The organism is Vibrio sp. Scap24 (assembly GCF_013394185.1).
Taxonomy (GTDB): Bacteria; Pseudomonadota; Gammaproteobacteria; order Enterobacterales; family Vibrionaceae; genus Vibrio; species Vibrio pomeroyi.
On sequence record NZ_CP041332.1, the window covers coordinates 3,226,291 to 3,243,991 of the forward strand.

Sequence of the window (17,701 nt, forward strand, 5' to 3'; positions counted from 1 at the left end):
CTTACTCATTTAGTTAAAAAACAAGCAAATTAAGGATCAGTCTGTAACGGAGATCTCATGTTTTAGGCCGAACAAGAAAAATAGACGAACGAATTATCCAAAATTTATATGTATTTGATCGATTCTTATATCGGATAGCGCTTTTCTCACTGCCTATTAAACACCTCTCATCGTTAGCGCTATTCACCAAAGCTTGTTCGTTTGTCTGCCATCGAAGTAAGAATACGTTCGGTGTCTAAAATGGCCGTCCAGTTAAGTAGTTGTTTGTCGTTGGCAATAACATAGTCAGTCAACTGTTGAGTAATGGTGTCTCTGAGTTGATCGCCTTGCCAAGGTTTTGAGATATAAAAGTCGAGAGCCGCGTTGTTAATGGCGGTGACCGTATCTTCCAAGCCAGCCTGTCCGGTAAGCAGCAGCTTGCGTGTTGGCTTAGTCGAATCTTGCTGATTCAGTTCGATAAGAAAATCGATGCCGGTTTTTTCTGGCATGATGTGGTCACACAAGATCAAAGCGAGCTTGATACCATCTTGTCCCATTTCTTTAATGACTTGATTGGCTTCATCGACCGATTCAGCCCCTTCAACGATAAAGTTTTCTTCAAATATCGCTAAATCTTGAAGCACACTGTTGAGAACTTCAGGTTCATCATCGACACATAAAATTAGGTACTTATTCATGAGGTGCTCCTTCTTGTTTGAATGGAAGCCATACTTGCATGTGAGTATGGCTGCCTACCTCAGACTCCACCAAAATAAACCCTTGATGAGCCGAAACGATTTGTTGAGAAATGGACAACCCAATTCCTAAACCAAAGTTGCCTTCTTTTTTGGTGGTGAAGTTTGGATTGAAAATAGTGTTGATGTTTTCTTTGGCGATACCATGGCCGGTGTCCGATATTTGTACCACCAGAAAAGTGTCATCACCTTTAGTTTCTTGAGACGTGGTGATAGAGACTTTGCCTCGCACCGAAAGAGCATCAAGTGCATTAGAGAGAAGATTGGTCCACACCTGTTGCAGCGCAAGCGACTGGCACAACAAAGGCGGTAAATCGGTGTCGTAGTGCTTTTCGAGTCGGTGATGCTTCAGTCTGTTTTCAAAGATCACTAAGGTATCTTCAAGCCCTTCATGGATATCCGCGTAGTGACGCACTTCTTCATCTTCTCGGGCATAGCTTTTTAGGCTTTTGACCATATCGGCAATACGTTTGCTACACACTTTAATTGACCGGATAGAGTTCCCGACATAATGATAATGCTCTAAGTCGTTGAGTAGCTCTTTGCCTGCGACAGGGGAGTCTTTTAAGGTATCTAAAACCGCAGCGTCTTGGCTTAAGTTGAGCCTCACTGCTTTTTTGGCTAGAGCACGATCATCGATGGTCGATGTAAGGTGTTTTACCAACTGTCTCTCTTGTGCGGTGGATAGTGGTTTCGCTAGTTTTGAATGTGCTAATACGTCAGTCCCTTTGTTAGATTCAGGGAGTGACGAGTTCTCAAGTATCTGGTCTAGATGTTCAGATAGAGTTTCAATACTACGCAATATAGCTGCAATCGGGTTGTTCAGTTCGTGAGCAACGCCTGCGACCAGTTGGCCTAACATCGCCATCTTCTCTTTTTCTATCAATTGCTGATGGGCTGATTCCAGTGACTCGAGTGTTTGCTGCAGCTTGATCTTATTGGTGATGCTTCGCTGTAAGCGTCGATTGAAGTGACGCAGCAATAGATTAGTAAATAGAGGAAGTAGGGTATTGTTGGAATGCATTACCTGGGCAAAGCTGTCTTTATCAAGCTTAATCACTCGCGTTTGGGTAAGAGTGATTCCAGTAGAGAACGAAGGTTCGCCTGTCACGAATGACATCCCACCAACAATGTTCCCTTTAGAGTGGCGTACTACCTCTCTCTGTTGCCCCAACTCATCCTTTTTGTAGAGTGCCACTTCGCCTTCAATGATTAACCATAGAAAGCGGTTGTCTTCACCTTCAACTGTTAACAAATGTTCTGGTGAGTAATCACGAATCGCTTTGGACTTATCGTCTTTAGAGAATACCTCCTGCAATGCACTGACGACTCGCTCGGCAAGGGCATTATCAGAAAGCTGGTGGTAGTCATGAATGAATCCAGATTGGAACGATTGAATCTTTTGTTCGATGTGTGCTCTGAGTAAACGCTGCTGGTCGAGCGCGTCGCTGTAAGACAACAGGTTTTCAGAGTCGTATTGAATAACAAAAGACGTCAGCTCTTTTTGTGCTGACTTGAAGAGCACCTGATCTTGAACCGGTTTGGTTAGGCAGTGGTTGAGCCTACCTTCGTTTACGGCCGTCAGGATCGATTGAATGTCTGACGAGGCGCTGACTAAGATGGTTCTTGCAGTATTACTATGAGGAAGCTGCTCTAGTTCAATCAGAAATTGGACGCCATTAAACTCAGAATGATGATGAGTGATTACCAAGGCAACGGTCTGGTTATGATCATGGATATCTTCTAATGCGTGGTGCGCATCTTCTATGTTCTCGGCAGTATAAATGTCGAATACGCAAGATAACGGAGCGAGCTCCGATCGTATTCTTTCAATGCTAACCGGATTATTGTCCAAACAAATAACAGCGTATTGATTCACGGCTTTACCTTAGTAGTAGCGACGCTTCTAGCCTATCAAGAAGTCTTCAATAAGGATGAGAGCTAGCCGTTAATTTGTTGAGGGAATTGAAGTATCGAGCAATAGACTGATTTAACTCAATGTTTCTTGTTTGCGACTGATGGGTTAGACTAAAAAAAACAGACACGTGTAGAAAGAGAACTCATGGAACAGTTAAGAAAAATTGGCGCAATCGGCGGAGCAATCTCATTGGCACTTTGTTGGCCACTAGCGGTTGGGCAAATTGGACAAAACGCGATTACTGATGGCGTTGCAAAGCTTAACAATTCAAGCATTCAAGCTGAGATCGTGGAATACGACAGAGGTTACTTGTCTTCTAATGTCACCACTCGTGTAACAGTGACGGATGAAAACCTGAAAGAGCAACTTGCGATTGATGGCTTACCCAGTGAGTTTGTCATTAATAGTGCGGTTAGCCATGGTTTAGTAAGCTTAAACGCGCTATCAACGTTTGAGAACGCTGACATTCTGCCTCTTACTCTAACTACCAGCACTGAACTAAACGGCAACACGGATTTCAACTTCGAGTTAAGCCAGTTCAATCATCAAGGTTCTGATGAGAATGGTACTTCGGTGTCTATCACGAAATCGAACCTGTCTGGCCACGCGACTGTGCTAGGCCAAGTGGATTACGAGCTTTCTATCCCATCGGTTCAAATTGATTTTGAAACGGGTGAAGAGGTAACACTGTCTAATCTGAAAGGCGTTGGTTCAGGCCAGCAAGCGAAAGGTTACTGGCTAGGTACACAGAACTTTACGATTGATAGCTTCCTGGTTACAGATTCAACAATGCAACCATTCATGACGATCGAAAACTCTAAGTATGATTTTGAATCGCACCTAGACGAAGCGACGAAGCGCCTGCGCAGTAACCTTAAACTGGATATCGCAAACATCGAAACCAACGAAGGCCAGCTGAATAACCTAAACGTTGATTTTGAAATGTCGAAACTGGACAGCCAATCGTTTGAGAAGATCTTTGAGATCTACCAATCGAATCCAGTTATGACTCAAGAAGACGTTGCTGAAATCATTCCATTCATCGACGTACTGTTTGCTAAAGGCTTCGACCTTTCAATGAACAACATGTCGTTAGAATTGGGCAAGGGTCAATTTGAATCTAAATGGTTGGTGAGCGTACCGGAAGGCACAGAAAACATCAGCAGCAACCCTTCAATGATTGTTCCTGCACTGACTGGTAATGTTCATTCTAGTTTCTCAAATGAGTTGGTTGAAGAATACCCATTCATTCGCGAAGGCATCGATGAGTTAATCGTGATGGAAATGATCAAAGAAACCGAAAGTGGTTATGAAATCAGTGCTGACCTAGAAAATGGAAACCTAGTGTTTGAAAATGGACAAGAAATTCCATTAATCGCGCTACTTATGCCTGCTTTTGTTCAATAAACAGAGCAAAGGTTAATACTGATAGGGTGATTTAGCGGATTAAGTTTAAACATTTTATACGGTACAAAACAAAAGAGGTCTTAAGACCTCTTTTGTTGTTTTTATGTTGGGTAAAACATGGTATTACTTGCATAGTTATTATTTAGCAGGAGCAATGATCCCCATGGAACTTACATTAGATAACGTATTCAACTTTAGTGCTGGCCCAGCGGCACTGCCTAAACCGGTAATGAAACAAGCACAAGCTGACTTCATTGATTGGAATGGTTTAGGTACTTCCGTTATGGAAATCAGCCATCGCAGCAAAGAATTTATTCAAGTTGCCGATGAGTCTGAGCAAGACCTACGTGATCTTCTGAACATCCCAGACAACTACAAAGTGCTTTTCTGTCAGGGGGGCGCTCGTGCTCAATTCGCTGCTGTTCCTCTAAACCTTCTAGGTGATGCAACAAAGGCGACTTACATTGATGCTGGTTACTGGGCTGAAAGTGCAGTAACTGAAGCAAGCAAGTACTGTGAAATCGACGTATTTAACGCTAAGACGTCAATTGACGGCAAAGCGGCTGTTGTTCCAGCTAAAGATTGGAAAATCGACCCAGAAGCGGCATACGTGCACTTTTGTCCAAATGAAACAATCGATGGTATTGAGATCAGTGAGCTTCCACAAACGGACAAACCAATCGTAGCGGATATGTCATCTAACATTCTGTCTCGCAAGATTGATGTCTCTCAGTACGGCGTTATCTACGCTGGCGCTCAAAAGAACATTGGCCCGGCGGGTATCTGTATTGCCATCGTACGTGATGATCTTTTGGAGCTTGCGAACGAAGTATTGCCAAGCATCCTGAATTACAAAGTGCTTGCTGAAAAAGACTCAATGTTTAACACGCCACCAACCTATGCTTGGTACCTATCTGGCTTAGTTTTCAAATGGTTGAAAGCTCAAGGTGGTGTAGAAGCGATGGAGCGTGTTAACCAAGAAAAAGCAGCGCTACTTTACAACGCCATTGATGATTCTGCTTTCTACAAGAACGACGTTCACACAGCAAACCGTTCAAGAATGAACGTGCCATTCCAACTAGCGAAACCAGAGCTAGACGGTAAATTCTTAGAGTTGGCGGACGCAGCGGGTCTTAAATCACTAAAAGGCCACAGAGCGGTGGGCGGCATGAGAGCTTCGCTTTACAACGCGATGTCTCTAGAAGGCGTTCAAGCTCTTGTAAGCTTCATGAAAGATTTCGAAGAGAAATACGCTTAATCAATGACAAGACTTTGATTGATACATCGCTTATTTGCTTTGTATCGTGTCGAATGTCCTAAACGAGATGAATGCCGCTTTTGCGGCATTTTTTTTTGCCTGAGAATATATAAAGGGTATGATGTGTTGCACTTTGTCGTTCAGAGTGAAGCGAATGACAAAGTGCTTAGTTGTTATCGGGGGAGAGCAACTTTGCATCCATAAAAATAACTAATAAAAATAGCCAATAGAAAGCGTGGTTTTTCTGTTTATTATTGACCTTTTACTATATAACGTCTTTCCCCAAAATAACGATGAACTCCAACAGCCAATACCGTCTCTACTCTTGATGGTTTCTGGCGTCACTTCAATAGATGATACTTTTCGCCAAGAGGAATTAGGTGTGAGATTTTTGAGTATATTAGCGGCTTTGTTCCCTGTGCTTACTTACGCTTCTACCCTCGAAATATGGGCTGGTATCAATTACGAAACGGCGGATTACGTCAAAGAACACATCGAGTCGATGACTGAGCATCGTGTTGAAATACGTCCATTCGACATCAATAGCATCCGCTCTGAGCTTCTTGTGGCTGACCCTCGAGACAATACCTTCCCTGATGTTATTTGGGTGCCTTCGGATTTCTTAGGGCTGACGGAATATATTGAACTGGCAACGTTACCTTCTGCATGGGTCGATACCTCGCGCTATGAGAATAAGGCTCTTGATGCCGTAATGATTAATGGTGAGCTTAAGGCGCTACCGGTAGGAATCGGCAACCAGTTGGTCCTGTATTCGAACAAGCCACAAGACCATGCCATCAGCTGGGAAGAGTTGATTCAACAGTCTTCTGAGTCGAAGCGTACCAGTGTTCTTTTCCCAAATCCGAACATGTACTTCTATCTGGCGTTCTTCCAATTGTTTTCACAAGACATGCTTTCATCAAGGAATATCAATGGAGAGGGTTTAGTCTCAATCTTTGAATTCATCGATAAACTTGAGGATACAAAAACAATTGAACCATCGTGCAATGAGATATGTGCAAGACAGCGTTTTATTGACGGCGAGGTCGAGTTTTTGATTGATGGGGATTGGGCTTTCGGCGAACTAGACCAAGCGTACGGCGAGCATTTACACGTCAACTCTTTGCCTACCTACCGTGGCAAAGCGATGTCTTCGTTCAGTGGCGCGAAGATTTTTGCAATCACCAAGAAAGGGATGAACAACCCAGAGAAAAGAGAAGCACTCAAAGAGGTGGTTCAGTATTTACAGTCGAACAGCTTTACCTATTTAGCACACTCAAACGCAATGATCTCGCCATTTAGAGAAGCGAATCAACGTCGTGTTGAAGAAGGAAATACCACCTTCTCTAACATGTACGATGAATTTCAATCATCACAAATGATGTCGAGTGATTACAACATGGCGATTGTCTGGGAAGCCTCCGCAAGAGCCTATGAGCGATATAAGTCGGGCATGCCGAAGCACGAGCTGCACAAATTTTACGATGACTTTGTGGAGTACTACTCAGCGAACATGAGGTCAAGCGATTGAAACTCTCTTTGAAATACACCATGGGTTTGGTGTTGCTGGCTTGCTCGTTATTCCCAGTTTATCTAGCGGGTCAACTGATACTGAATAAGCAGAATGAAAGCTCTCTTGAACAAAAAGAGATCAAGCTTGCCAATTCAACGGCAGGTATTCAGCAAACAGTGCAGGAGCAAATCAACCTTACGGCCAGCCTTACACAGTGGTATTCGCAAGATCGCTCATTGATTAAAGCGGGTGGCAATATCTTCTTCTCAAGTGTGGTCTGGGACAAGATGGATAGCTTTAACGCGCTAGCAGATAGTGTGTCGGCGACTTATATTCTGGATAGTCACTGGAAGCCTATTTATGACAGCAAAGGCAGCCTTTATCACTTTGAACAAAGTCAGTTACTTGAAGACTTGAAGCGCCCACAGGCTGCGTATAAGCAAGGCAAACTAGTTCATACCGAATTCACAGAGCCAGAGATCGCTGATAATGCGGATTCAGGTCTTGTTTTTGTTGCCCCAATTCTGCCGTATCGTTTGATCGAAGGTTCTAGCTATACACCGCAAGGCTATCTTGTGGTGTTAATGGGGTACGACCGATTAGAGTCTAAAGTAGCGCCTTTCCTATATGACAAAGAGTTTGTCGAGTTTGATTATTTGGCTGCCGCGAGTGAGCAACACGCGGAAACCGATGCTAAGTTAATCACTAATGACAATAAGCTGTTTTCAGAAGCGTTAACATTGACGCTGAAACATCATGTGTCGGACAGTGCTCGTTTACAAGAGATGCAGCAATCCCAAGTTGTGTTTGTTCGAATCCTATTTGTGACACTAGCCGTCGCGATCGTCTTTGCGCTGTTGTTGAATCGCGCCTTTTCAAGACAACTTAACCTACTGACTGGCTCGGTAGAGTCATACTCAAATAACCAGCCACCTACGCACAACGCAGATGAACATCGTTTTACCGAGTTCACTACATTCAGCCGTTTGTTGGAAAAAATGTGGTCTCGTATACAGCGTCAGCTAAGTGAACTGACAGTGCGAAATGATCAGCTGAGATCCGCTTACCAGCAGATCAAAGAGAACAACCTCAAGCTTGAAAGCTTTAACACACAGCTAGAGCAAACGGTTGAAGAGAAGACGAGTAGATTAACGCATTCACTGGCTCGTGAAGAGGCACAGAAAAACCGTATTCTGAAGATCGTTAAGTTCGCGTCCATGAGGCAAAGTGTTGAATACCGATTGATTCCAGAACACGTGAATCGACAACTGAAATCGTTACTTCCGGACTGCCTAATAGAGTTCAGTTTTAACTCCGTATCTTGTAGAGAGGTTGCTGATGGCGGCAATGCTGACAGTGATATTGCTGTCAGCGACATGACTAACAGCTGCAGGGTTTTAAAAGACTCGAAAGAGACAACGATTGGCTACTTCTATTCTCAGAATTTTACTTTGTTGAGCGAAGAAGACCTGTTGATTTTCGACTTATACCAAAAGCAGTTGGCTGGCTGGATAGAACTCGAAAACATGAATCGTATCAACATGTCGACAGGCTGTTACAACCGCAAAGCCTTCGATGAAGATTTAAACTTCTCTAAACAGCGCGCTACTGAGAACAAAGACAACTTGTCTCTGCTTATCATTGATATTAATGGATTAAAGGCCGCCAACGATCAGTATGGTCATGCGGTGGGTGATGAGCTGATAAAAGGTTGTACGGATGTCATTCGCAACCGGTTATGCGGTGCAAGCAACTTGTATCGACTAGGTGGTGATGAGTTTGCCATTCTTACTTTGATGCCTGCTGAACAACCAATGCAAGAGCCCCAGAAACTGGCTGAACGACTCTATGCTGATCAAATTGACCAAACAGTCGAAACGCAAGTTGGCGTGAGTATCCCGGTTCGATTTTCGATTGGTGTCGCGTCAACAGAGTCGACAGATATCGATGAGTTGTTCTCTCAAGCGGATGAAGATATGTACCGCCAAAAGCGTCGTTATTATCAAGATCTAACGGCAGTAGGCAAATAGTTGGCTCGCACTACCTTTGGCGACCATTAAAGCGAAACTGCTGTGGTGTGACATCAAACGTCGCCTTAAAGGCTTTGATGTAAGACGAGTCATTTTGATAGCCGACTTGGTCAGCAATACTCTGGATTGAGAGCTCTTCATCGAGTAAAGACAATGAGTAAATCAGTCGGATTTGTTGTCGCCAACGTTGGAATGACGTGTTGAATTCTTTTGAGAATAAACGCGACAAGGTTCGTTCCGATGCTCCGACTTTCTCTCCCCATTCCTTCAGCGATAAATCCAACGTTGGTGTCTCTGTCAATTCTTCAAATATAAGCTTCAAGCGTCTGTCTTCCGGTAGCAATAATTGAAAGGTCTGAACATTGTCTTTCATGATCTGGTCGTGCAATACCGAGAGTAAGCGCGACACCTCTCCATCACTCACTAACCCTTCACACTGCCTACGGATCTCCTGCAATAGCTCATTTAAAAATGGCGTCAATGTAATGGTTCGCACTAAAGGCTCATATTCTGTGCCGAAGGCAGGATTGAGATAGATGCCGACAAACGTCGTATGGCTTAAAGCAATAGATTCATGTTGAATACCCGCGGGTACAAACAAAGCAGAAGTTTGAGGAACAAGGTGCTGATAATGCTCGGTTTTCGTTTGTAATAGACCTTTGATTGGAAATATCACTTGATGCCACGTATGTTGGTGCATTGCATCGATATAGCCTTTGGGCATGTCGATGGTCTTCACCAATGCAGGTGATTCAGGATTAGCGACCATCATCTCATTTGAAGTCATTACTCCTGAGTGAGAATCTATTTGGCGGGTAGGCATGGTTAAGTGTCCTTATATCCCTATTCTGACGTGGCGCGACTAGGCTATCATGCTCGGTAATATGAATGAAGCCGAGCAGCAGTGTCGTACTATTTCATGCAGTTCAACAAGTATGTTTCAGTAAGAGAGTTTCCAGTAAGAAGGAAGGGATATGAAGAAATTAGGCGTAGTAAACAGTGTATTGGCAGGCAAGATCGTAGCTTTTGCACATGGAGCAAACAGTGCTATTGATAAGCAGGTTTTATCGGAGCGTCAGCACGCCACAGAGCTAGGTTTCACAAATGATGAGCAAGGCGACCCTCGCTTTCATGGTGGCATCCAAAAAGCGCTTCATATCTATCCAAGCGAGCACTACCCAATTTGGAAACAAGAACTGGGCGACAAAGCAATCTTCCAATCTGCTGGTGCATTCGGTGAGAACATCAGCTCAATGGGCGTAACCGAAGAGTCGATTTGCTTGAAAGATAAAATTCGTATCGGTTCAACATTGTTGGAAGTCTCACAGGGACGTATGCCTTGTTGGAAACTTAACGTACGATTCCAACAAAATGACATGGCGAGAAGGCTACAAGACACGCTTCGCACAGGTTGGTACTTCCGTGTATTAGAGGAAGGCGACATTGGTGAAGGCGACGAGATTACTCTGTGTGAAAGACCTTATCCAGATTGGTCGCTTGCTCGCATTATGGGCGCAGTTTTCACGGGAAGCTTAGATAAAGAACTGCTGAGTCAGATGACGGAATTGCCATTGGTTGAGTCTTGGGGCGTACTCGTTGCTCGTCGTCTTGAAACAGGTGAAGTTGAAGATTGGGAAATGCGATTAGTTGGGCCAACAGCAGAATAAGCTCGGACGGTAAAAATAATAAAGCCCACTAATGGAAGTTAATGGGCTTTGCGTTTAGGTCACTGATGTCTAGCTTACTTAACTCAATTAGAGCCAGAAACTCTTCAACGGCATCTCAGAGTCAAAGTGATGAGCGATCTGTGCTTGGAGTAGCTCTGCAGTCGCAATAGCATCGGTTAGTGCGTGGTGAGGTGTGTAGTCGGGTAGGTGGTAGCGACGACGGCTCTGACCAAGCCTCACAGATGCTGGCTTCTTACCTTTCAGTTTATTCCACAAGCCGCCCGCCAGTTTGTTCTGGATTTGAGATTCGATTTCTAACGTGTCGAGCACTGGAAATTCAATCCCTTCACCAAGTCGTACTTTTAAAGCGTTATCTAAGAAGTCGCGTTCGATACGACGATAGTGGACGACTGGGATGTGTCCCGCCATAGACTCAAGAATCTCGTCTAACACTTCGCTAAGATCGGGCGCGTCAATGATGTCATTGTGAGTAATACCATGAATCACCACGGACTCTTCTTCCAACTTCTGCTTTGGTCTAAGAGTCCAGTGTTTCGCTTGTCGCAAGTAGATGCGATTGAGCGTAAACGGCACTAAACCAATGGTAATGATGCCGTCTTTGTTTGGATTTAACCCCGTTGTTTCAAAGTCGACAGCCAAGAAGGTCACTTCTGAAATTGGCGTATCAGGCGCAGGAAGAGGCTGGCTATAAAAATGCTTTAAGCGTTCATCTCTCGCACGCTCAAGCTTTTGAGCAAACTTAAATGGCCAGTCAACCGCAGGTGATCTAAATAGTTTGTTCATAGGCCCTACTTAAACTTGTTGCTAGCTTGGTAACGGAACTTAAGGAAGTTCTGCGCATTACTTAAAATCTGGAATGCATCCTTCAAGTTACGTCGTTCAAAGTCAGACAAGTTCTCCGGTTCGATGTTGTTATCTGGCTCGACATTGTTATCAACATCGTGCGCTTGGTGACGAATACGAACCAAGGAGATGAATTCCATGGCATCTTTCAGATCTTGTGCTCTGCCTTTTGGCAAAATACCCGCGTCGATAATGTCATCCAAACGTTCAAAAGAGTTCTTTGAACGAGACGCGACAGCCAAAGAGTGAACACGAATCAGATCGGCTAGCGGTGCAGTTCCACGACGCTTAAGGTTGATCGAGTTGTTATGACGGCCATCTTTCTCCATCACGAAATCTTTGAAGAAGCCCAAAGGCGGAGTACGGTTGAGCGCGTTACGAGCAAGACACGCTAAGAAGCGGTTGTTCTTACGTGCACGTCTTACAATGAAGCTGTTCAGTTGCTCAGCCCATTTTAAGCGGCCATAGACACCATCTAAGTCAAAGAAGATAGATGCGTTCAACAAAGCTTTCGGGTTGGGATCATCAATCCAATCAGCAAAGCACTCTTCCCACTGTCGACGTGTCATACGCCAAGTTGGGTTAGTTGCCATGATGTCGCCAGTACAGTAAACATAACCACACTGGTCTAAGCCGTCACAAATAAACTTTGAAAGCTCTTCAAAGTACTTACCGTGTTTTGCTTCGTCGTATGTGTCATCAAGAATAATGGCGTTATCTTGGTCGGTAACCAGTAGCTGTTCGTCACGTCCCATCGAACCTAACGCAAGGAAACAGTATGGAATTGGCGATTTACCTAACTTCTCTTCGCCCAGTTCGATAATACGCTGTTTGAAACTACGGCCAATTACCGACATTGCGGTACCTACCATGTGAGCATTGGCATCTTCGTTAACCAAACGTACAAAGCTGTCTTTCACTTGTTCGGAAAGCACTTTCAGATCTTCAATACTTTGCTGTTGGAAGATACTACTTACCAGTAACAGTGAGTTTTGAGACTCATAACGGACGATGTCAGTCGCTTCGATAATACCGATTGGCTTTTTATCTTTGAGTACAGGCAAGTGGTGCACGTTGTAGCGAAGCATGGTCATCATGGCTTCGTAAACATAAGCATTGTGGTCAAGTGAGATAACCTCTGGTGTCATTACACTAGAGACTTCATCCGACGGGTCTAGGCCTTCAGCGAGTACACGAGTACATAAATCTCGGTCGGTGATGATGCCGATCACGGGTGTTGAGTCGTCTTCATCGTCTTCAACGATTTCTGGGTCAATGATCAGCAGGGAAGAGACGTTGTCTTCAGCCATCATGGTCGCGGCTTGTTGAATCGTACGAGTCTTCTCGATCATCGGTGCTTCGCTGGTCAGCAGCGTTTTTACCTTGGATGTCGTGAGATCGTTGGCATCGTTATTACTTGAGTTTGCTTGACGAAGACGCGCGTTATCTTCTACTTCTACGAAATCTGCAAAGGAGTCGTAGTTGTCATAGAGCTCTTGGAAAATTGGCTCAGGAATGCAGTAGAGCAGGGTATCTTCGGTCGCTTTGACTGGGAAACGAACCTTGTTGTTGGTTAGTAGACCCATTTGGCCGAATAAGTGGCCTTCATCGAGGCGGTTATAGAGTTCGCCTTTACGGCGATAGACTTCTACTTCGCCGCTTCGAACAATGTAGAGGTCATGAATTTGGTCACCAAAGTGAATGATAGGTGTGTCTTGGCGGTAATAAGAAATTTCCACGCTACTGGTCACTTTCGCCAACATCTCCTCAGGGAGTTCTGTGAAAGGGGGGTATTGTGCCAGAAAGTTTTGAATCTCTAATAACTCAGCATCCATAATGATCATCCATTAGTTTGTATGATTTCATGGTACAACATTTGATAATAATTTGCCGTCACAAATCAATCTGTGAGCTAAAACCTTTTTAAAGTCTTAGGGATAGACTAACCTTTCAATTAATGGAGTGACAGTTTAAGGATGATAGGAATGTCGAAGTGGAAGCTTAGTTTTGTATCTGCAGTTTTTATGTTTTCTCCAAGTTTGTGGGCAGCCACTGACGGTGTGGATATTCTCGATTATGACCATATATACGCAACCGCTCATTCGGGCAGTTTGAATGAAGATGCGGGTGGTAATAATAACGCCTCCTCGTTTGGTTTAGGGGTGAGTTACACCATGACGGATGATTGGTTGTTGCTCGGTGATTATAGCGCTCGCTTTATTCACCCTGATGAAAGCACGACTCGAATTGATACCTTAATGGCAGGGGCAGGGTATCGTTACAGTATTAAGAAAGACTTAGATATTGTGGCTTCTTACTTGTTGGGTGTTACCAAAGGTGAGGTTGAGCTTAACGGCAGCAATGAAACCTTAGAATCGGATACTGAATTTGTCCAAGGCGTTAAAGCAGAGCTTAACTATGGTTTTGCAAAGCGCTGGATTGCCAATGGTAGCGTTCAGGTAAACCGCAGTGATTTGTTCGACGAAGAGATTTATCACCTAGGTTTGCGTTATCTCGTGACCAACAAATTTGCAATTGGCGGCTCTTATCAGCACCGAGATGGCGAGGGCAGCAAAGGTGGAAGTGAGAGAACCAACGAATTGGGTGTTGAGTTTTTCCTAGAGTACTAACCTAGTTAAACCTAACACGTTATAGACAGGTACAAAAAAGCCAGCTTAATCGCTGGCTTTTGCATATCTATCGGTCTGCAAGTGCAGGTTCTTGTCTGCAAATACAGGTATAGCTTTACGATTAAAGAACCGCAGCGATACCTTTACATAGAGGACCCATGTTTGACTTAGTCATGCCCGCAACGCTGATGCGACCAGAGCCAACAATGTAGATAGCGAATTCATCTTTCAGACGAGTTACTTGCTCTTTGCTTAGGCCAGAGAAAGAGAACATGCCGTTTTGACGTTCGATGAATGTGAAGTCTGCATCAACACCTTCAGATTTCAGCGTTGTTACGAATAGCTCACGCATCTCTTGGATACGGTCGCGCATCTCTGCTACTTCCGCTTCCCATTCAGCACGTAGATCTGCATCGCCAAGGATGTGAGTTACTACAGCACTACCGTGCGCTGGTGGGTTAGAGTAGATAGAGCGGATGATGCTCTTAACTTGAGAGAATGCTGTTGTTGCTACGTCTGCAGATTCAGCAACCAGTGTGAATGCACCAACACGCTCGTTGTACAAGCCGAAGTTCTTAGAGAACGAGCTCGCTACTAGGATTTCTTTGTTGTACTTAGCAAAAACACGTAGGCCAGCAGCATCTTCTTCAACGCCTTTTGCAAAACCTTGGTAAGCAAAGTCGAATAGAGGAAGCAGTTTCTTCTCAGCAACAAGCTTAGCCAGTACTTCCCACTCTTCAGCTGTTGGGTCGATACCTGTTGGGTTATGACAGCAGCCGTGAAGAAGCACGATATCACCTTCAGAAGCTTTCTCTAGGTCAGCAACCATGCCTGCGAAGTCTTTGTCTTTTGTTTCAGCGTTGTAGTAGCTGTATTGAGCTGTTTCGATACCTGCAGCAGCGAAAACGCCGTTGTGGTTAGCCCAAGTTGGGTTACTGATCCAGATTTTTACGTCACCCAGTTGGCGCTTGATGAATTCACCCGCTACGCGAAGTGCACCTGTGCCACCTGGAGCTTGTGCTGTTTTAGCGCGTTGAGACGTTACGATCTCTGCTTCTGAACCGAAAAGCAGTTTCTGAACCGCTAGACCGTATTCAGCTGTACCTTCAATCGTTAGGTAAGATTTGGTTTTTTCGTTTTCAAGAAGTGCAGCTTCTGCTTTCTTTACTGTTTTAAGTACTGGTGTTTGACCATCTTCATTTTTGTAGATGCCAACACCAAGGTTGATTTTCTCTGCACGAGAGTCTTTTTTAAACTCTTCAGTAAGGCCGAGGATAGGATCGGCGGGAGCAGCTAACACTTTTTCAAACATAATCTTCATCCATGTCAATTGAGAGGGGATAGTATCTATGGGTAGTTATACCTGTATGGAATTTTTAAGACAATACGAAGTGAACAGAAAGACCAAAAAAAATCCATTTCAATCAGATTTATTGACTAAAGAGGGTATTTGATAACAAAACACCCTACGGATTAACCTATAGGGTGCAAGAAGTTAGTGGTTTTTGAAAGGATTATGCGGGCTGAGCAACAAGGCTTTCACGCTCGAGTTCGCTAGCGATGTTTTTGCCATCTTTATAGGTCGCGGCAATTGAAACAAATGCTTGTTCAACCGCTAGAAATGCGTCGACAACTTGCGGATCAAAATGCGTCCCATTGCCCTCTAAAATGATCTGTTTAGCTTGCTCATGAGTAAAGGCTGGTTTGTAGACTCGCTTCGAAATGAGTGCATCATAAACATCGGCTAATGCCATTAAACGACCCGATAGTGGAATATCTTCACCGGACAGCTGATTTGGATAGCCACTGCCATTCCATTTCTCATGGTGAGTCAGGGAAATCTCTTTTGCGACTCTCAAGAAAGAGCTGCTTCCTAGTTGCTTCTCTGCAATAGATAAGGCTTCTGCACCAATCGCAGGGTGACCTTTCATTATCTCAAACTCTTCGTCAGTCAATTTCCCCGGTTTTAATAGCACGCTATCAGGAACACCAACCTTACCGACATCATGCAGTGGTGCAGACTTATAAAGCAGTTCGATATAGTTTGGAGTTAATAAGGCTGAATGGCTTTCCGATTTGCTAAGTTCTTGTGCGAGTACCTTAACGTATTCTTGGGTTCTAAGGATGTGCGCGCCTGTTTCATTATCTCTCGATTCGGCAAGCGCAGATAGGCTGACAATCGCGACGTCGCGTGTGGTTTTTACTTCGTTTTGCGCCGTCTCTAGGCTATCGAGCATGGTGTTGGTCATTGAGGCCATTGAACCAAGTTCGTTGTAACCGAAAATAGGTAAACGAACACCTTGCTCGCCATTGGTTACCTTATTCAATGCGCACTCTTGGCTGAGGAGAATACGTTTAATCAGCTTACTCCACAGTGTCATGATGGTGATCGCGTATCCACCCAGTACCAGAGCCAGATAAATAAACTCTTTAATCACACTGATCTTGCCTGTGCCATCAAGCAAGCGATCTGGGTTGTGCTCGAGCCAGAAAATATCTTTAACGGCAATCATTGTTAACATGGTTGTGAGTGTGACTAAAAGCACCATCACCAAGCCAATCATCTGCTTTACCAGAGAGCTTCTTTCGCCAATCAGTTGGAAATCAAACTGACCCGTTGCTTCCATCTTATCCATTTGATTGAGCTTGGCGCTTAATTGAAGAATCGTTCCAGTAAAGAAACCAAATAAGCTCATACCGAACAACACTTTCAAATTGCTATCAATGGTGAATTCGTAGCTTAGGTTGTAATAGAGCGCGAAAGGGACACTTGCAGCAAAAAACAATAAGGTATCAAGCTGAGCAAACCGACCTTGTTTGACTAAAGTGTGTTGCGCTAATAGGTAATGACGGACCAGCCAAAGTAAGACGAAGACGATACTAACTTGAGTAAAAATCTCTAACGTCGTTAAGCTTTCGAGCATAGGGCATACCCGACTGCCATAAGTCCCAAATAGCACACCAGCAATGAGATATAACTTAGTCGTTAGCGATTGATTGTAGTTCGAATTATCCATCAATAAGCCTTTATTCTCAGGTTCAAAAATTTGTTTTTTAGATCTACATAACTGTTATAGATTCATGCAACTTTATAGATTCATACAATTTTACTGATTCACGATTTGTTGAATTACACGCAATTTGTATAGCTGACGTGAATAAGACCGGAAATTCTATCGATAGCTTTCGTGGATTGATACAAGAAAGTGGTTGATGTTGGGTTTTTGTTAGCTAGGTGAGGATTATTACAGCGTTATTATGAAGAGGTTTGAATAGCCTCGGTTGAGATACGAGGCTATTCCGTCGATGTGCTTACTGGAATCGCGAGTAGTTAACCTTGCGAGAGCCAGTACACAGAATCACTTTTTCAGATTAATCTCAGCTTCAATTGAGCCTGTTTCAATCTCAGGGTGCGATGCTAATTTATCAGCTGCCCATTGGTTAATGTGTTTTAGAATTGCAGACACCGCGTGCTTTTCTGTTGGTGCTTGGTCTTGGTCTTGGTCTACATCGAGTTTCTGTTTTGGATGTGAGCCCGTTGCGTCTTCCGCAATGTGTAGCCAGTCTGGATGCCAGTAGTATGGCTGGCCGCTCGGTGTTGTCCAACTATGAACACCGTTTGACTCTCCTTTATAACTTAATTGGTCTGCTTCTATTTTTTTCATTGTTATCTCGCATGT

The 17,701-nt window shown here is 44.0% G+C and carries 14 protein-coding genes; 6 read left to right on the plus strand and 8 right to left on the minus strand.

The genetic code is table 11. The features are described from left to right. Positions 1 to 179 precede the first annotated feature (179 nt). Both FLM53_RS14410 and FLM53_RS14415 read right to left on the minus strand, forming a co-directional pair. Positions 180 to 677, minus strand: a complete 498-nt coding sequence (locus FLM53_RS14410; RefSeq protein ID WP_176681523.1) for a response regulator — start codon at positions 675 to 677, stop codon at positions 180 to 182. Continuing rightward, positions 670 to 2,613, minus strand: coding sequence for an ATP-binding protein (locus FLM53_RS14415; protein WP_176681522.1), 1,944 nt, complete (start codon positions 2,611 to 2,613; stop codon positions 670 to 672). The genes FLM53_RS14410 and FLM53_RS14415 overlap by 8 nt, the downstream gene beginning before the upstream one ends. A gap of 183 nt (positions 2,614 to 2,796) precedes the next feature. Here FLM53_RS14415 and FLM53_RS14420 point away from each other — a divergent pair, with 183 nt between their 5' ends. The 4 genes from FLM53_RS14420 to FLM53_RS14435 all read left to right on the plus strand — a co-directional run bounded on the left by FLM53_RS14420 (position 2,797) and on the right by FLM53_RS14435 (position 8,860). Then, entirely contained in the window at positions 2,797 to 4,059 is a 1,263-nt protein-coding gene (locus tag FLM53_RS14420) for a DUF945 family protein (RefSeq protein ID WP_017630373.1), read from the plus strand. A 163-nt stretch (positions 4,060 to 4,222) separates the two neighbouring features. Beyond that, a complete protein-coding gene (gene serC, locus FLM53_RS14425; RefSeq protein ID WP_176681521.1) occupies positions 4,223 to 5,317 on the plus strand; it encodes a 3-phosphoserine/phosphohydroxythreonine transaminase in 1,095 nt (364 codons plus the stop codon). A gap of 382 nt (positions 5,318 to 5,699) precedes the next feature. Then, positions 5,700 to 6,848 (plus strand): extracellular solute-binding protein, encoded by a 1,149-nt coding sequence (locus FLM53_RS14430; protein WP_176681520.1) that lies wholly within the window; start codon positions 5,700 to 5,702, stop codon positions 6,846 to 6,848. Positions 6,849 to 6,868: 20 nt separating this feature from the next. Continuing rightward, positions 6,869 to 8,860, plus strand: coding sequence for a GGDEF domain-containing protein (locus FLM53_RS14435; RefSeq protein WP_176681969.1), 1,992 nt, complete (start codon positions 6,869 to 6,871; stop codon positions 8,858 to 8,860). Positions 8,861 to 8,870: 10 nt separating this feature from the next. Here FLM53_RS14435 and FLM53_RS14440 read toward each other — a convergent pair whose 3' ends face one another. Next, positions 8,871 to 9,683 carry a helix-turn-helix domain-containing protein gene (locus FLM53_RS14440; RefSeq protein ID WP_176681519.1) on the minus strand — a complete coding sequence of 271 codons (813 nt, stop codon included), beginning with the start codon at positions 9,681 to 9,683 and terminating at the stop codon, positions 8,871 to 8,873. Between the two features lie 151 nt (positions 9,684 to 9,834). Between FLM53_RS14440 and FLM53_RS14445 the strand changes: the two genes are divergently transcribed. Next, positions 9,835 to 10,527: an MOSC domain-containing protein gene (locus FLM53_RS14445; protein ID WP_176681518.1), complete on the plus strand. Its 693-nt coding sequence runs from the start codon at positions 9,835 to 9,837 to the stop codon at positions 10,525 to 10,527. 87 nt (positions 10,528 to 10,614) lie between these two features. Here FLM53_RS14445 and FLM53_RS14450 read toward each other — a convergent pair whose 3' ends face one another. Together FLM53_RS14450 and FLM53_RS14455 are read right to left on the minus strand one after the other, a co-directional pair. Further along, a complete protein-coding gene (locus tag FLM53_RS14450; RefSeq protein WP_176681517.1) occupies positions 10,615 to 11,331 on the minus strand; it encodes a 3'-5' exonuclease in 717 nt (238 codons plus the stop codon). Between the two features lie 5 nt (positions 11,332 to 11,336). After that, the gene (locus tag FLM53_RS14455) at positions 11,337 to 13,226 is read right to left on the minus strand and encodes a DUF294 nucleotidyltransferase-like domain-containing protein (protein ID WP_176681516.1); all 1,890 of its coding nucleotides are present in this window, start codon (positions 13,224 to 13,226) and stop codon (positions 11,337 to 11,339) included. Positions 13,227 to 13,376: 150 nt separating this feature from the next. Here FLM53_RS14455 and FLM53_RS14460 point away from each other — a divergent pair, with 150 nt between their 5' ends. Then, positions 13,377 to 14,021: an outer membrane beta-barrel protein gene (locus FLM53_RS14460; protein WP_176681515.1), complete on the plus strand. Its 645-nt coding sequence runs from the start codon at positions 13,377 to 13,379 to the stop codon at positions 14,019 to 14,021. Between the two features lie 121 nt (positions 14,022 to 14,142). Here the strand turns inward: FLM53_RS14460 and FLM53_RS14465 are convergent, their stop codons facing one another. The 3 genes from FLM53_RS14465 to FLM53_RS14475 form a co-directional block, all read right to left on the minus strand. Beyond that, positions 14,143 to 15,333, minus strand: coding sequence for an amino acid aminotransferase (locus FLM53_RS14465; RefSeq protein WP_176681514.1), 1,191 nt, complete (start codon positions 15,331 to 15,333; stop codon positions 14,143 to 14,145). Positions 15,334 to 15,535: 202 nt separating this feature from the next. Beyond that, positions 15,536 to 17,038: an HD-GYP domain-containing protein gene (locus FLM53_RS14470; protein ID WP_176681513.1), complete on the minus strand. Its 1,503-nt coding sequence runs from the start codon at positions 17,036 to 17,038 to the stop codon at positions 15,536 to 15,538. Between the two features lie 342 nt (positions 17,039 to 17,380). Beyond that, entirely contained in the window at positions 17,381 to 17,686 is a 306-nt protein-coding gene (locus FLM53_RS14475) for a hypothetical protein (RefSeq protein ID WP_176681512.1), read from the minus strand. Between the last annotated feature and the right edge of the window lie 15 nt (positions 17,687 to 17,701).

Excerpts from the sequence above, each read along its gene's own strand:
- FLM53_RS14445 (WP_176681518.1), top strand. The coding sequence starts at position 9,835 with ATGAAGAAATTAGGCGTAGTAAACAGTGTATTGGCAGGCAAGATCGTA.
- FLM53_RS14435 (WP_176681969.1), top strand. The coding sequence starts at position 6,869 with ATGGGTTTGGTGTTGCTGGCTTGCTCGTTATTCCCAGTTTATCTAGCG.
- FLM53_RS14410 (WP_176681523.1), bottom strand. The coding sequence starts at position 677 with ATGAATAAGTACCTAATTTTATGTGTCGATGATGAACCTGAAGTTCTC.
- FLM53_RS14440 (WP_176681519.1), bottom strand. The coding sequence starts at position 9,683 with ATGCCTACCCGCCAAATAGATTCTCACTCAGGAGTAATGACTTCAAAT.
- FLM53_RS14420 (WP_017630373.1), top strand. The coding sequence starts at position 2,797 with ATGGAACAGTTAAGAAAAATTGGCGCAATCGGCGGAGCAATCTCATTG.
- FLM53_RS14450 (WP_176681517.1), bottom strand. The coding sequence starts at position 11,331 with ATGAACAAACTATTTAGATCACCTGCGGTTGACTGGCCATTTAAGTTT.
- FLM53_RS14465 (WP_176681514.1), bottom strand. The coding sequence starts at position 15,333 with ATGTTTGAAAAAGTGTTAGCTGCTCCCGCCGATCCTATCCTCGGCCTT.
- FLM53_RS14475 (WP_176681512.1), bottom strand. The coding sequence starts at position 17,686 with ATGAAAAAAATAGAAGCAGACCAATTAAGTTATAAAGGAGAGTCAAAC.
- FLM53_RS14470 (WP_176681513.1), bottom strand. The coding sequence starts at position 17,038 with ATGGATAATTCGAACTACAATCAATCGCTAACGACTAAGTTATATCTC.
- FLM53_RS14460 (WP_176681515.1), top strand. The coding sequence starts at position 13,377 with ATGTCGAAGTGGAAGCTTAGTTTTGTATCTGCAGTTTTTATGTTTTCT.
- serC (WP_176681521.1), top strand. The coding sequence starts at position 4,223 with ATGGAACTTACATTAGATAACGTATTCAACTTTAGTGCTGGCCCAGCG.
- FLM53_RS14455 (WP_176681516.1), bottom strand. The coding sequence starts at position 13,226 with ATGGATGCTGAGTTATTAGAGATTCAAAACTTTCTGGCACAATACCCC.